Annotated in this window: 12 protein-coding genes; 10 read left to right on the forward strand and 2 right to left on the reverse strand. The window is 65.7% G+C overall.

The genetic code is table 11. The features are described 5' to 3' along the window. Positions 1–10: 10 nt before the first annotated feature. A complete protein-coding gene (locus VM621_RS14655; protein ID WP_325469697.1) occupies positions 11–757 on the reverse strand; it encodes a helix-turn-helix domain-containing protein in 747 nt (248 codons plus the stop codon). A gap of 194 nt (positions 758–951) precedes the next feature. Here VM621_RS14655 and VM621_RS14660 point away from each other — a divergent pair, with 194 nt between their 5' ends. Beyond that, on the forward strand, positions 952–1866 hold the full coding sequence (locus VM621_RS14660) for a LysR family transcriptional regulator (RefSeq protein WP_325469698.1): 915 nt from the start codon (positions 952–954) through the stop codon (positions 1864–1866). Between the two features lie 170 nt (positions 1867–2036). Here the strand turns inward: VM621_RS14660 and VM621_RS14665 are convergent, their stop codons facing one another. Continuing rightward, on the reverse strand, positions 2037–2774 hold the full coding sequence (locus VM621_RS14665; protein ID WP_325469699.1) for an AraC family transcriptional regulator: 738 nt from the start codon (positions 2772–2774) through the stop codon (positions 2037–2039). A gap of 210 nt (positions 2775–2984) precedes the next feature. Here VM621_RS14665 and VM621_RS14670 point away from each other — a divergent pair, with 210 nt between their 5' ends. Genes VM621_RS14670 through VM621_RS14710 form a run of 9 tightly spaced genes read left to right on the forward strand, consistent with a single transcriptional unit; the run spans position 2985 to position 13816 of the window. Then, a complete protein-coding gene (locus tag VM621_RS14670) occupies positions 2985–3926 on the forward strand; it encodes a 4-hydroxyproline epimerase (RefSeq protein ID WP_325469700.1) in 942 nt (313 codons plus the stop codon). Beyond that, positions 3923–5020 (forward strand): FAD-dependent oxidoreductase, encoded by a 1098-nt coding sequence (locus VM621_RS14675; RefSeq protein WP_325469701.1) that lies wholly within the window; start codon positions 3923–3925, stop codon positions 5018–5020. Before VM621_RS14670 ends, VM621_RS14675 begins: the two co-directional genes overlap by 4 nt. Then, complete coding sequence (locus VM621_RS14680) at positions 5017–5265, forward strand: (2Fe-2S)-binding protein (RefSeq protein ID WP_325469702.1); 249 nt, start codon at positions 5017–5019, stop codon at positions 5263–5265. Before VM621_RS14675 ends, VM621_RS14680 begins: the two co-directional genes overlap by 4 nt. Then, a complete protein-coding gene (locus VM621_RS14685; protein WP_325469703.1) occupies positions 5258–6556 on the forward strand; it encodes an FAD/NAD(P)-binding oxidoreductase in 1299 nt (432 codons plus the stop codon). The genes VM621_RS14680 and VM621_RS14685 overlap by 8 nt, the downstream gene beginning before the upstream one ends. Further along, entirely contained in the window at positions 6553–7458 is a 906-nt protein-coding gene (locus VM621_RS14690; protein WP_325469704.1) for a dihydrodipicolinate synthase family protein, read from the forward strand. The genes VM621_RS14685 and VM621_RS14690 overlap by 4 nt, the downstream gene beginning before the upstream one ends. Positions 7459–7461: 3 nt before the next feature. Continuing rightward, on the forward strand, positions 7462–9057 hold the full coding sequence (locus tag VM621_RS14695; RefSeq protein WP_325469705.1) for an aldehyde dehydrogenase family protein: 1596 nt from the start codon (positions 7462–7464) through the stop codon (positions 9055–9057). Further along, positions 9054–10268 (forward strand): Xaa-Pro peptidase family protein, encoded by a 1215-nt coding sequence (locus VM621_RS14700; RefSeq protein WP_325469706.1) that lies wholly within the window; start codon positions 9054–9056, stop codon positions 10266–10268. Before VM621_RS14695 ends, VM621_RS14700 begins: the two co-directional genes overlap by 4 nt. Continuing rightward, complete coding sequence (locus VM621_RS14705) at positions 10265–12046, forward strand: DUF885 domain-containing protein (RefSeq protein WP_325469707.1); 1782 nt, start codon at positions 10265–10267, stop codon at positions 12044–12046. Before VM621_RS14700 ends, VM621_RS14705 begins: the two co-directional genes overlap by 4 nt. A 12-nt stretch (positions 12047–12058) precedes the next feature. Next, positions 12059–13816 (forward strand): DUF885 domain-containing protein, encoded by a 1758-nt coding sequence (locus VM621_RS14710; RefSeq protein WP_414674543.1) that lies wholly within the window; start codon positions 12059–12061, stop codon positions 13814–13816. Positions 13817–13818: the final 2 nt, after the last annotated feature.

The raw sequence follows: 13818 nt of genomic DNA on the forward strand, positions 1-13818 counted from the left end.
CGTACCCAGCTCAGCACGTGCCGGTAACTCCTTGAGTCGCCTTCCGATACTGAGTGGGAGGGACGCCCAGCCGCTCCCGGAAGGCGGTCGTAAAGTTGCAAGCGCTCCGAAAGCCGATCTCGAGGGCGATCTCCTGCATGCTCAACGAGGTCTCGGCAAGCAAGCGGCGGCTTCGCTGGATCCGCTCCTCACGCAGCCACGCAAAAACCGTGGTGCCAAGGTGTTCCCGAAAGATCGCCGATAGACGCTTGTCATAGGTGCCCACGTCCCGGGCCACCTCGTCGAGGGTGAGGGGCTCGGAAAGACGCCGACGGAGAAGCCGCATGGCGGCTTGCAGGATCACCTCGTCCTGGGACGGCGATCCGACGGATACCGGATCGACGGATGGGACGGCAGACCGGGGCGCGAGCCTCAGATGGATACGCACCCGCGCCACCAGTTCAGCGGGACTGCAGTCCTTGAGAATGTAATCGACACCGCCATGACTAAGCCCTTCGAGGCGTTCCTCGAGGCTGTTCGCCGCCGTCAGAAACACCATCGGCGTGTGTTTCAACTGCGGAACTTCCTGCAGCAGACGGCTGACGACAAAGCCGTTTATTTCCGGCATCCGAACATCGAGCAAGATGAGGTCCGGGACCATCACCTGCGCTCGCCGGACGCCTTGACCGGCGTTGGTGACGATGCTTACCCGCCAGCCTTCCGCGCGGAGCGCCACAACGAGCGCGCCGATCTCCTCGGGTCGGTCGTCGACAACCATGATGTGTGGCGAATCTGACGTGTACAAGCAGAGCCCCAGTGTGCTGCCAAGCGTCGTGCGACGTCCCCTTTGGGCGGAGTATAGACAAATCGGCCGATTTTGCCCCCCGGGCAAAGGTCACCCCCCCTCCATCAAAGGTGACAGGCAGACTATCGTCCTACTGTTGCGCGCATCCATCGCATGTCATCACGAGCATGAAGCAGACGAACAACATGGCGGACCTGTTCCTTCTGGTGCAGGTGATCGAGGCAGGGAGCTTTTCGGTGGCCGCCGACCAGCTCAGAACGACGCGATCCCTGCTGAGCCGCCGGGTCATTGCGCTGGAGCGGCGACTGGGCGTGCAGCTCCTGCACCGGAACGCGCGCCGCTTCTCGGTAACCTCCACGGGCGAGGCGGTCTACCGACACGCCTCGGCCATGTGCGAATCCGCGGCCGCGGCGGAGTACGCGGCCACGCGCGCCGATGGGGAAAGCAGGTTCGTACGAGTCCACGTGCACAGCCTGCTGATGCCATTGATGTCGACTATCCTGCCGAGGTTTTCCGCGGTTCATCCCCGTGTCCGCGTATGGCTGACAACAGGCACCGGCGACGTCGAGCCGCTCCTCCGGCAACAAGCGGACGTCGTCCTGGCAGTGAACGACAGCCTGCCCGACAGCACGGACGTGGTCGCGCGATCGCTGGCCCGCATGCCCGTGATGACAGTCGCGGCGCCCGAGCTCCTTGCGCGCCTTGGAACGCCAGCCCACGCCGAACGCATCGCGGATGGCGACGTTCTTGCGTATGCTGGCCCGGGTGCGCCCGTGAGTCTTGTCTTTCGGCCAGGCAGGCAAAGCGAAGCGAGGCTGGTGACCAGCGACACGGATCTGCTCCTCGCCTCGGTCCGCGCCGGGCTCGGGTTTGCCCGCCTACCTGCCTGCCTATGCGAGGACGATATCCGGAGCGGTCGTCTGGTCAGGGTCCACGAATCGGCGGAACCGGCCCCTATTCCGGTTCACGCCCTGACGATGTCGGCTCGCGCGGTGAGCGATTCCGCGCTTGCTTTCGTGCGCTTTGCGCAAGAGGAGCTGAGTCAGGGAACTGTGGGGGAAAGCGTGGCTTTAGCCGGTTAAGGCACCTGGCAAGAAGTGTGTCTGAAGGGCCTCGACCTGCCGTGTGAATTCCGCCGGCTTGCTTGCCTTGAAGCGGGCCAGGTTTTCCTGCTTCCTGGAGACGGGGGATCCGCGATATTTCGCTCACGCCGTGGTAAGAGTTGCGCTTACCGGGCAAAGATCTCGCGTGGTCAAGAAACCGCAGCTCGTTGCGCGACGACAGGCTGCGCGCGCTGCGCCATGCCGCGGTAATCGCTCGGCGTCATGCCAACGGTGGCCTTGAACTGGCGCGCGAACGCACTCTGGTCGACGAAGCCGCACGCCATGCCGATCGCGGCGACACTGTCGTCACCGCTCAGCAGGCGCATGGCTGCCTCGATGCGCAGCTTGGTGAGTACCTGTTGCGGTGTCAGCTGGAACACGCGGCGGAAGTGCCGTTCGAGCTGGGCCACCGACAGCCCCGCCATTTGGGCAAGCGTGGGAATGCGAACGCCCTCGCCGTAGTGCTCCTGCATGTGCGCGAGCACGCGGCGAAGGCGCTCGTAAGTCGGATGCTTACCATCGGGAAAACCCAGGTCCCGCGAAATCCCGATCACACCGCGAATCTCGCCGCGCGAGGACAACAGCGGCCGCTTGCAGGTCAGGCACCACCCAGGCGTGCGATTGTTGAAGATGTGCACCTCCAGCTGATTCTCGATCAGCTCCCCGGTGAGCACGCGCCGATCCTGCGCAGCGTAAGAGCCGCCCATTATCGTGGGAAACAGTTCGGTCACGTCCTTGCCGATCACATCGCTGCGGTGCTTCAGGCCCAACCGACGAACTAGTGTCAGGTTGGCATGTGTGTAGCGGCCCTCGGTGTCCTTCACGAAGAACACGACATCGGGCAACGCGTCAAACAACGGCTCGAGCTCATCGGCGGAAATCTTCATGGCCGCGTGTTTCTCCGGAGGCGGTGGCGGCGTGGCGCAGCGAGATACCTGGCATGCCGCAATGCATCATAAGCGGCATAGAGCGGGTAAATGCAAGCCCGTCCGTCGACGCGTCCACCATGGCGGCATTATGTGGTTGTGCCGAATTCCGCATCCGTCCTCGGCAAAGCCTTCTATACGCCGACGGGGTGTCCCGGTGAGCATGAACCCATGCACCTTATTGAATTCATTGACTCGCACACCGGTGGCGAACCCACCCGGGTCGTGCTTTCCGGCTTCCCCGACCTCGGGCCCGGCTCGCTCTCCGAACGTCGCCAGCGCATGCGCGAAACGTACGATCACTGGCGCCAGGCCGTCACCTGCGAGCCCCGCGGTTCCGACACCATGGTCGGTGCCGTGCTGCTGGAGCCGAGCGATCCCTCCGCCTGCGCCGGCGTGATCTTCTTCAACAACGTCGGCTACCTCGGCATGTGCGGGCACGGAACCATCGGCCTCGTACGTACGTTGCAGCACATGGGGCGTATCGGCCCGGGCCGCCACCGCCTGGAGACGCCGGTCGGCATGGTCGGTGTCGAACTGCTCGAAGACGGCCGCGTGGCGGTCGAGAACGTGGAAAGTTATCGGCACCGCCGAAGCATCTCGGTGGACGTGCCCGGCCACGGCCTCGTGACCGGCGATGTCGCCTGGGGCGGCAACTGGTTCTTCATCACCAACGACACGCCGCATCCTCTCACCCTCGCAAACCAGCGCGCGCTCACGGTGTATACGGAAGCGATCCGCGCCGGTCTCGAACGACACGGGATCACCGGCGCCGACGGCCAGGAGATCGACCATATCGAACTGAATGGCCCCGACCATGAAACCGGTGGCGACGGCCGCAACTTCGTGCTCTGTCCCGGAATGGCTTACGACCGCTCGCCCTGCGGTACCGGCACCAGCGCGAAGGTGGCCTGTCTCGCTGCGGACGGCAAGCTGGATCCAGGTCAGGTATGGCGGCAAGCCGGCATCCTCGGCAGCATCTTCGAAGCGACCTACCGGCATGGCGAGCGCGGTGTGCTGCCACGCATCACCGGCAGCGCGCACGTCACGATGCACGGCACGATCGTGATCGACCAGGCCGACCCGCTGGCCTGGGGCATAGGCACCGCGTGAGCACGTTCGACCTGATCGTGATCGGTGCCGGCATCGTCGGTGCCGCATGTGCCGAGCGAGCAACCGCCGAGGGGTTGGACGTCGCCATCGTCGAACCGGGCATCGTCGGGGGTGGCGCCACCGCGGCGGCCATGGGACACCTCGTAGCGATGGACGACGATCCGGCTGAGTTCGCCTTGTCGCGCTATTCGCTGGCCCTTTGGGAAGCCTTCACCGACCTGCCTTCAGCCGAATTCAGCCGCTGCGGCACACTGTGGGTCGCCAGCAACGACGACGAGTTCTCGCGCATACCCGCCAAACTCGCGCGGCTCACCGAAGCCGGCGTCGAGGCGGAACTCGTCGAAGCGGTGCGCCTGTACGAACTGGAACCGATGCTCGCTCCCGGATTGCGCGGTGGCCTGCGGGTCCCTCGCGAAGCGGTGGTTTACCCGCCGGCTGTCGCGCGCCATCTCGTGGATCTCGCCCTGGAACGTGGGGCCACATTCCACGCGCAGCACGCACTGCGCATGCAACCGGGCTGTGTGGCGCTGCAAGACGGTAGCGTGTTGCGTGGTCCCGTGCTCGTTGCCACCGGCTGCGCCTTACCCCGCCTGCTGCCCTCGCTGCCGATCCGTGCGCGCAAGGGGCATCTGGTAATTACCGAGCGATACCCGCCCATGGTGCGGCATCAACTCCTCGAACTCGGCTATGCCGATAGCGCCCACGGCGCCGATGCCGCCAGCGTCGCCTTCAACGTACAGCCACGACCGACGGGGCAGATCCTGATCGGATCCTCGCGTGAATACGATGCGGTCGATACCGATGTGTCGATGGATATGGTCCGGCGCATGCTACAGCGCAGCTTTCGCTTCCTGCCGGGTCTGCGCGATCTCGACGCCCTGCGCATCTGGACCGGCTTCCGCCCGGTGAGCGTGGATGGACTGCCTTACCTCGGACGGGTGCCCGGCATGGCCGATACCTGGGTTGCCGCCGGTCACGAAGGTCTCGGTGTGACCACGTCGCTAGGCAGCGCTCACCTACTTATCGATCAGCTGCTCGCGCGCCCTACGGCGATCGACGCGGCACCTTATGATCCCGCACGGGTGCTCTCGTGAGCGGCAGCGACGTCAGCCTGATCGTGGATGGCGTGCCCGTCGACGTACCTGGGCGGATAAGCGTCGCCGCGGCGCTGCTCAGCCTCGAACATCCCTTCCGGCGCTCGTTGAGTGGACAACGCCGTGCACCGCTGTGCGGCATGGGCGTGTGCTTCGAGTGCCGTGTCCGCATCGACGACATCGCCCAGCAGCGCGCCTGCCAGGTCACCGTGCGCGAGGGCATGCGGGTGGACACGGATGGTTGAAGCCTTCGACATCGCCGTGGTCGGTGCCGGACCGGCAGGATTGGCCGCCGCCACCGCTGCCGCCGGTGCGGGCCGCCGTGTCGTACTCATCGACAGCCAGCCGAGAGCGGGCGGCCAGGTCTGGCGCCACGACGTCACGCACGGCTACCCCGCGATCGCCGAGCGGAGCATTCACGACGCCTTGTCCGAGCGCGGCGTGACGTGGTTGCCCGAGACGCAGCTGATCGCTGCGGAATCGGACCATCTGCTCTTGCAGGATCCTCGTCGCGGCTACGTGCTCCCCTACCGTTCGCTTGTGATCGCAACCGGCGCACGCGAACTGCTGTTGCCGTTTCCGGGCTGGACCCTACCGGGTGTGGTCGGTGCCGGCGGTCTGCAGGCGCTGGCCAAACAGGGCTGGGCTCTGCGCGGACGCCGAGTACTGATCGCAGGCAGCGGCCCTCTCCTGCTGGCGGCCGCACACACCGCGCGCCGGCATGGGGCCATTGTGCTCGGCATCCACGAACAGGCATCAGCCGCAACGATCCATCGCTTCGCGCGAGGGCTCTGGCGCTGGCCGGCCAAACTCACGCAGGCCGCATCGCTGCGGCTGTCGCTCGCCGGTATCGGCTATTACCCCGGCGGCGTCGTTACCGCCGCGCTCGGCGACGACGCTCTTGCCGCCGTGGAGATCGAGGGTCCACGGGGTCATGAGCGCCTCGACTGCGACGTGCTCGCGGTTGGCTTCGGCCTCGTGCCCGACCTGACGCTGGTCCGGCATCTGGGCTGCGCGACGCGCACGGATCACGTGCACGCACAGGTGGACGTGGACTCCCTGCAACGGACGAGCCGTATCGACACGTTCGCCGCGGGTGAAAGCTGCGGTATCGGTGGCCGGGACTGCGCTCGCCTGGAAGGCAAGATCGCCGGCCTCGCCGCGGCCGGGGTGCCCGTGCCTGCCGCGCTCCTGCGTCGCCGTGACCACGCGCGAGCCTTCGCCACCCATTTGCACCGTCACTTCGGTCTATCACAGCGAGTACATGCCCTTGCCGGCAACGACACGTTGGTCTGCCGCTGCGAAGACGTGCCGCTCGGCGCAATCCGGACGTATGCGGACGCTCGCAGCGCAAAGCTCGCCACACGTTGCGGCATGGGTGCCTGCCAGGGTCGTATCTGCGGCGCCGCTTTGACCGAACTCGGCCATGGTCCGCGCACCGATGCGCGGCCTCCCCTCTTTCCCGCCCGTTTGTCCACGCTGGGCGAACCGGATCTTCGTCCTTCCCTTCCTGCACCGAGAGGCATCCAAACATGAGCAACGCAACCTTCTGGCACGGCGTCCTTCCCGCCATCACTACGCCGTTCACCGCCGACGGTCAGGTCGATCACGACTTCCTCGCCAAGCATGCGGTGCAGATGCTCGATGCCGGCTGCAAAGGCATCGTGCCGCTCGGTTCGCTGGGCGAAGCGGCCACACTGAGCTTCGACGAAAAGACGGCCATCCTGCGCACGCTGGTCAAGGCGCTCGACGGCCGCGGCCCGGTGATCCCGGGCATCGCCTCGCTCTCCACCGCCGAAGCCGTCCACCTCGCGCGGGAGGCCAAGGCCATCGGCTGTTCGGCCCTGATGGTGCTGCCGCCCTACGTGTACTCGACCGACTGGCGCGAGATGAGCGCGCACGTGAAGGCTGTAATCGCCGCTACCGACCTGCCCTGCATGCTCTACAACAACCCGGTGGCCTATAAGACCGACTTCGCCCCAGCGCAAATCGCCGAGCTGGCAGGACAGTTTCCGAATCTGCAGGCCGTGAAGGAATCCTCCGCCGATGTACGTCGCTTTGCCGCGATCCGCGCGCTGCTCGGCGACCGCCTCGAACTGCTCGTCGGCATGGACGATGCCCTGGTCGAAGGCGTGAGCATGGGAGCCACCGGTTGGATCGCCGGTCTGGTCAATGCCTACCCCGCGGAATCGGTGAAACTCTTCGAGCTGGCCCGCGACGGTGGCCCGAAAGCCGCTGAATCGCTGTATGCGTGGTTCCTCCCGCTGCTCCGCCTCGATACGGTGCCGACCTTCGTCCAGCTTATCAAGCTGGTGCAATCGCGTGTGGGTATGGGCAGCGAAACCGTGCGCGCGCCGCGCTTGCCGGTTGCTGGTGCCGAGCGCGACGCGGCAATGAAAGTGATCGACCACGCGATCGCCACCAAGCCGGGAGCCTGAGTCATGACTGACCAGCCACAGGTCCTGATCGGCGGTCGGTGGCGTGCCGCGGACGCGCCAACCGGCTCGTTCCGGGCGGAAGACCCCACGCGTGCCGAAGCGATCGGCCCGGCATTTCCCGTCAGTGGTGCCACGGACGTGGAGGCGGCGCTCGTCGCCGCGTCTACAGTTGCCGCCGAACTGGCTGCGACGTCACCCGAACGTATCGCGGATTTCCTCGAGCGTTACGCATCCGCAATCGAGGGCGATGCCGAAACACTCGTCGCGCTCGCCGCGGCGGAAACAGCGCTGCCCGCCGAACCGCGTCTGCGGTCGGTGGAACTGCCACGCGCGAGTGGGCAGCTTCGTCAGACGGCGCGCGCGGTACGCGAACACAGCTGGAGCGATCCGGTGATCGACACGGCCAGTGGCTTGCGCGCTCACCGCGCGCCTTTGGGCAAGCCGGTGCTGGTGTTCGGCCCGAACAACTTCCCATTCGCCTTCAATGCGATCGCGGGCAGCGACTTCGCCTCGGCCATCGCAGCGCGCAATCCTGTCATCGCCAAGGCGCACCCTTCGCACCCTGCCACCTCGCGACGCCTGGCAGAGCTCGCCCACGAGGCACTCCTCGCCGCCGACCTGCCCGCCGCGGCGGTACAGATGCTGTACCACTTCGATAACGAGCTTGGCGTGCGCCTTGCTGCCGATCCCCGGCTGGGCGCGATCGGTTTCACCGGAAGTCGTGCCGGCGGACTGGCACTGAAAGCCGCTGCGGATACCGCCGGCGTGCCCATCTATGCCGAGATGTCGAGCGTCAATCCGGTTTTCCTGTTGCCAGGCGCACTGGCCGAGGACGCCGAGGCGCTCGCTGCCACCTTCTTCGCCTCCTGCACAATGGGCAGCGGCCAGTTCTGCACCAATCCCGGCATCGTCGTCGTCCCCCAAGACGCCGCCGGCGATGCATTCGTCACCCGCGCCACCCGCCTGTTCGCCGAAGCATCGCCACGCTCGCTGTTCTCGCGTGGCGTGCAGGACAACCTTGCGCGAGCCGTGCAGGGTCTGACCACGGCCGGCGCGCAGGTACTCGCGGGCGGCGACATCGGCACGGGCACGGGCTATCGCTTCCAGCCGACGCTACTGAGCGTCGACGGCATCGACTTCGTCGACGACAAGGGCGCATTGCAAGCCGAAGCCTTCGGCCCGGTCAGCCTGCTGGTTCGTGTCGATGGAGACGCTGCGTTCGCCGCTGTGGCAAAAGCGCTCGAAGGGAATCTCACCGGCACGCTTTACCGCGCCGCGGACGGTAGCGACGACGCACTGTGGGGGTCCATCGCGCGACATTTGCGCGAGCGGGTGGGCAGGCTCATCGCCAACCGCATGCCCACCGGTGTGGCGGTCAGCCCCGCGATGAACCACGGCGGCCCGTTTCCTTCGACCAGTAACGCCGGTTTCACCGCGGTCGGCATGCCGGCGGCCATCCACCGCTTCACCGTGCTGCATAGTTACGACAACGTCCCCGATGCATTGCTCCCCGCGGAACTGCGCGATCACAACGCCGCGGGCGCGCAGCGGCGTATTGACGGTCGCTGGACCCATGCCGACGTCGGAGCCGACGCGTGAGCGCGCAGATCGGCCATCTCTCACCGGAGCTCGCCTGGGCCGCCTGTACGCCCTGGACCGAGCTTGCGCCACGGATCGCGAACGACGAATACCTCGACCGTATCGAGCGCGCGCAGCGTCTGCTCGATACGATCGAGGCGGACGCGTTGCTCGTTACGGCAGGCACATCGCTGCGCTACTTCACCGGTATCCCCTGGGGTGCCACCGAACGGTTGGTAGCCATGTTGCTACCCCGGCGCGGCGAGCCGGCGATGATCTGTCCGGCCTTCGAGGAAGGTTCGCTACGCGCAGAGATGGCGCACCCGATCGCCATGGCGTTCTGGGAAGAGCATGACGATCCCTACGCGCTGGTCGCAGGCTGCATGGGTGTGCGCGGCGCGGCCACACTGGCCCTCGATCCGGCCGCGCCCTTCGGCGTCTATACGGGGCTTCGCGAAACGATCGGTAACCGTGCCATCATCGATGCCGCACCGGTGATCGACGGTTGCCGAGCGCGTAAATCGGCAGCGGAGCTCGCGCTGATGAAGCAGGCGACGGCGATGACACTGAAGGTGCAAGCGCTCGCCGCCGGCATGCTTCATGAAGGCGTCGCCGCCGGCGAGGTCAAGCGCTTCATCGACGGTGCGCACCGTGCGCTCGGCGCCGACAACGGATCCACCTTCTGCATCGTCCAGTTCGGTGAGGCCACCTCCTACCCCCACGGCGTACCGGGTGAGCAATATCTTCAGCCCAACCAGGTAGTACTGATCGATACCGGCTGCAGCGTCGCCGGCTACCAGTCGGACATCACCCGCACCTACGTGTTCGGCACGCCGAACACCGAGCACGCGCGAATCTGGGACCTGGAGCGCGCGGCGCAACAGGCGGCATTCGATGCCGTGCGGCCCGGCGTCCCGTGTGCCGATATCGACACCGCGGCGCGGCGCGTGATCGAAGCCGGCGGCCTCGGGCCGGACTATCGCCTGCCCGGACTACCGCATCGCACCGGCCACGGCTGCGGTATGGCCATCCATGAGGCGCCATACCTTGTGCGCGGCAACAACGCCCCTCTGGCTCCGGGCAACTGCTGTAGCGACGAACCCATGATCGTCATCCCGGGACGTTTCGGCATTCGCCTCGAGGACCATTTTTACGTCACCGAGGAAGGCGGTGCCTGGTTCACCGAGCCATCGCCGTCGATCGACCAGCCTTTCGCCAAGGGACTCGCATGACCCGTTCGACCGCCGTCCGCAGCGTCGTCGTCGCTTGTCTGTTGGCCGCACGGTGTTCCACCGCGCTCGCCGCGACCGGCCCTCAAGCGGACCTCGACGCTCTCGTTGCCGAACGCTGGGAGTACCAGTTGAAGGAAAGCCCCGAGCTGGCCACGACGATCGGCGACGACCGTTACAACGACCGCTGGACCGACTACTCGCTGGCTCATGTCATCGTCGATCGCGACGCGACAGCGTCCTTCCTGCATCGATTCCAGGCCGTTGACGTCTCCCGTCTCGACGAACAACGTCGCCTCAGCCAGGCGATGGCCGTACGTGAGTTGAAGGACCACCTCGAGGCGATCCGCCTCAAGAACCACGAGATGCCGCTGGATCAGCTCGGCGGCGTGCAACTGCAGCTGCCGGGCTTCGTGCCCACCATTCCGTTTGACAGCACGCGTCATTACGAGGATTACCTCGCGCGGCTGAAAGCCATCCCCGGTATCGTCGGCCAGCTCATCGCGGCGTCGCGCCAGGGCATGGCCGATGGCCTCATGCAGCCGCGCTACCTGCTCGAGAAAGTCGCCGTGCAGGCGCGACACATCGCGGATCCGGCCGGCGAAGCGAACGTCTTCGGCCAGCCTGTCGCGCACATTCCGGAAAGCGTTCCGGTGAAAGACAGGCAACGCCTGAAGCAGGCTATCCTCACCACGGTCGACCAGCAGGTACGCCCCGCTTACCGCAAGCTGGCCGACTTCGTCGCGAATGACTATGCCCCGCGCGGTCGCCTTCAGGAGGGCATCTGGTCACTGCCCGACGGCGAGGCGCGCTACCGTTTCGCCATCCATACGCAGACCACCACCGACCTCGATCCGAAGCGTATCCACCAGATCGGCCTTGACGAGGTGAAGCGTATCGAAGGCGAGATGACCGCCATCGCCCAACAGTTAGGTTACGCAAGCCTGCCCCTCTTCCGCGAGGCGCTGGAAAAGGATCGCACGCGTTACGCCACTTCACGCGAGCAGATTCTCAACGGCTACCGCCAGTACATCGCCGGTATGCGGCCCGAGCTGCCGAAGCTGTTTGGCCGCCTGCCGACCACCGCACTGTACGTGCAGGCGGTGGAGACCTATCGCGAGAAGGATGCACCGGGCGCCGAGTACCACCAGGGTACGCCGGACGGCAAACGCCCCGGCGTCGTCTTCGTCAATACCGGCGACTTCGCCCAGCGCACGCTCTATACGATCGAAGACACCGCCTACCACGAAGGCGTGCCGGGCCATCACTTGCAAATCTCCATCGCGCAGAACCTGCCGTTGCCGCCCTTCCGCCAGCAGGCCGGCTATAACGCCTACATCGAAGGCTGGGCACTCTATGCGGAGCGTCTCGCGAAGGAAGTCGGTTTCTACAAGGATCCATACAACGACTACGGCCGGCTCAGTGGCGATCTGCTGCGCGCCGATCGCCTCGTGCTGGACACCGGTGTGCACTCACTGCACTGGACGCGTAAGCAGATGATCGACTTCTTCCACGCACACCCCGCGGAAGACGAGCCCAGCATGCAGGCGGAGACCGACCGCTACATCGCATGGCCGGGTCAGGCGCTGGGCTACAAGCTCGGCCAGTTGAAGTTCCTGGAACTACGGCAGCGCGCGGAGAAGGCGCTCGGCGCTGCCTTCGATATCCGGGCCTTCCACGACGAGATGCTTTCGGGCGGCGCGATGCCGCTGGATCTGCTCGACGCACGCACGGATGCGTGGATCGCCAACATCAAGGCCTCGACACCCACTCATCACTGAACGGAGCGTCACGTGCCCCAGTACCTCGCCCGTCTTGCCTGCCTGTTGGGCATCGCCACGTTCGCCGCTCCCGTGCTCGCTGACGAGGCGACCCACCGCTTCCACGACATCGCCGACCGGGAATGGTCGTGGCGGCAGGCGCAGTTCGCCGGAGCGGACGACGAGGATGGCCCGGCGAAGCCATCCGACACGCTGCCGAAGGCGGATGCGACGACGCAGGCGGAACGTCAGCGTTACTGGCGTGAGGTGCTCGGCCAACTGCAGGCAATCGATCCGAAGCGACTGACGGGCGAGGACCCAACCAACTACGCCGTGTTCCGTCAGCAGATCGAAGTGTTGCTCGCCGACCAGCGTTTCATGACCTGGCAGATGCCCTTCAACGCCGACTCGGCGTTCTGGAGCAACCTCGGCTTCAGCGCGCGGGCGACGTTCACCGATGCCGCGGCTTATCGCCACTACCTCGGCCGGTTGCGCGACGTGCCTCGCTATTTCGATGAGCAGATCGCCGACATGCGTCTCGGTCTGACACGTGGCTTCACCCAACCCAAGCTCGTTGTCGCCAGCCAGTACGACGGAATCCGCTCGGTGGCCGATGCGGCGGACGAGGCAAACCTCTTCTACACGCCGTTCAAGAAAATGCCCTCGACCATTCCCGCGGCGGAACAGGCACGCCTGCGTGACGAGGCGCGCAAGGCGATCGCGCAACAGGTGCGGCCTGCGTACGCAAAGCTTCTAGCCTTCATGCACGACGAGTACTACCCGAAAGCCCGCGATAGCCTCGCTGCCGAAGACCTGCCGGACGGAAAGGCCTTCTACCGCGCGCAGATTCTCGAGTACACCACGCTGGACATGAGCCCTGACGACATCCATGCGCTCGGTCTGAAGGAGATGGCGGACATTCACGGACAGATGCTCGCGATCATGCGCGAAGTGGATTTCAAGGGCAGCTTTCCCGAGTTCCTGCACTTCCTGCGCACGGACCCGCGGTTCTATGCAAAGACTCCCGATGAGTTGCTCAAGGACGCCGCCTGGATCGCCAAGGAGGTCGACGCCGTGGTCGGCGATTACATCGGCCTGTTGCCGCGCCGCCGCTTCGCGATCGAGCCCGTGCCGGCCGACCTTGCGCCAATCTACACGGGTGGACGCGGCGGCCCCGGCATTTACCTGGTCAATACCTATAACCTGCCGGCGCGGCCGCTCTATTCCCTGCCTGCGCTGACGCTGCACGAATCATCGCCCGGGCACGCCTTGCAGATGCCACTGGCAGCCGAGACGACAGGCCTTCCCGACTACCGCCGGTTCAACTACATCTCCGCGTACGGCGAGGGTTGGGCGCTCTACTGCGAATATCTCGGTCAGGAGATGGGTATCTACCACACGCCCTACGAGCGCTTCGGTTACCTCAGCTACCAGGCATGGCGCGCGGCGCGGCTCGTGGTCGACACGGGCATCCATCACCTGCACTGGACGCGTGAACAGGCACGGCAATACCTGCGCGACAACACAGCGCTGGCCGAGCATGAAATCGACACGGAAGTGGACCGCTATATCGCGTGGCCGGCACAGGCGTTGTCTTATTACCTGGGCGAGATGGCCATCCGCGAAGGTCGCGCCCGTGCCGAGAGAGCACTGGGCGAGCATTTCGACATTCGCGCATTTCACGACACCGTGCTCGCCACCGGTTCGGTGCCCCTTCCGCTCCTTAACGAACGGATCGACGCCTTCATAGCAGGTGGCGGCAAGTCTCCACATAGCCAGGGAGTTCATTGACT

The organism is Luteibacter sp., assembly GCF_035539195.1.
Taxonomy (GTDB): Bacteria; Pseudomonadota; Gammaproteobacteria; order Xanthomonadales; family Rhodanobacteraceae; genus Luteibacter.

Excerpts from the sequence above, each read along its gene's own strand:
- VM621_RS14685 (WP_325469703.1), top strand. The coding sequence starts at position 5,258 with ATGGTTGAAGCCTTCGACATCGCCGTGGTCGGTGCCGGACCGGCAGGA.
- VM621_RS14670 (WP_325469700.1), top strand. The coding sequence starts at position 2,985 with ATGCACCTTATTGAATTCATTGACTCGCACACCGGTGGCGAACCCACC.
- VM621_RS14660 (WP_325469698.1), top strand. The coding sequence starts at position 952 with ATGAAGCAGACGAACAACATGGCGGACCTGTTCCTTCTGGTGCAGGTG.
- VM621_RS14665 (WP_325469699.1), bottom strand. The coding sequence starts at position 2,774 with ATGAAGATTTCCGCCGATGAGCTCGAGCCGTTGTTTGACGCGTTGCCC.
- VM621_RS14705 (WP_325469707.1), top strand. The coding sequence starts at position 10,265 with ATGACCCGTTCGACCGCCGTCCGCAGCGTCGTCGTCGCTTGTCTGTTG.
- VM621_RS14695 (WP_325469705.1), top strand. The coding sequence starts at position 7,462 with ATGACTGACCAGCCACAGGTCCTGATCGGCGGTCGGTGGCGTGCCGCG.
- VM621_RS14655 (WP_325469697.1), bottom strand. The coding sequence starts at position 757 with ATGGTTGTCGACGACCGACCCGAGGAGATCGGCGCGCTCGTTGTGGCG.
- VM621_RS14690 (WP_325469704.1), top strand. The coding sequence starts at position 6,553 with ATGAGCAACGCAACCTTCTGGCACGGCGTCCTTCCCGCCATCACTACG.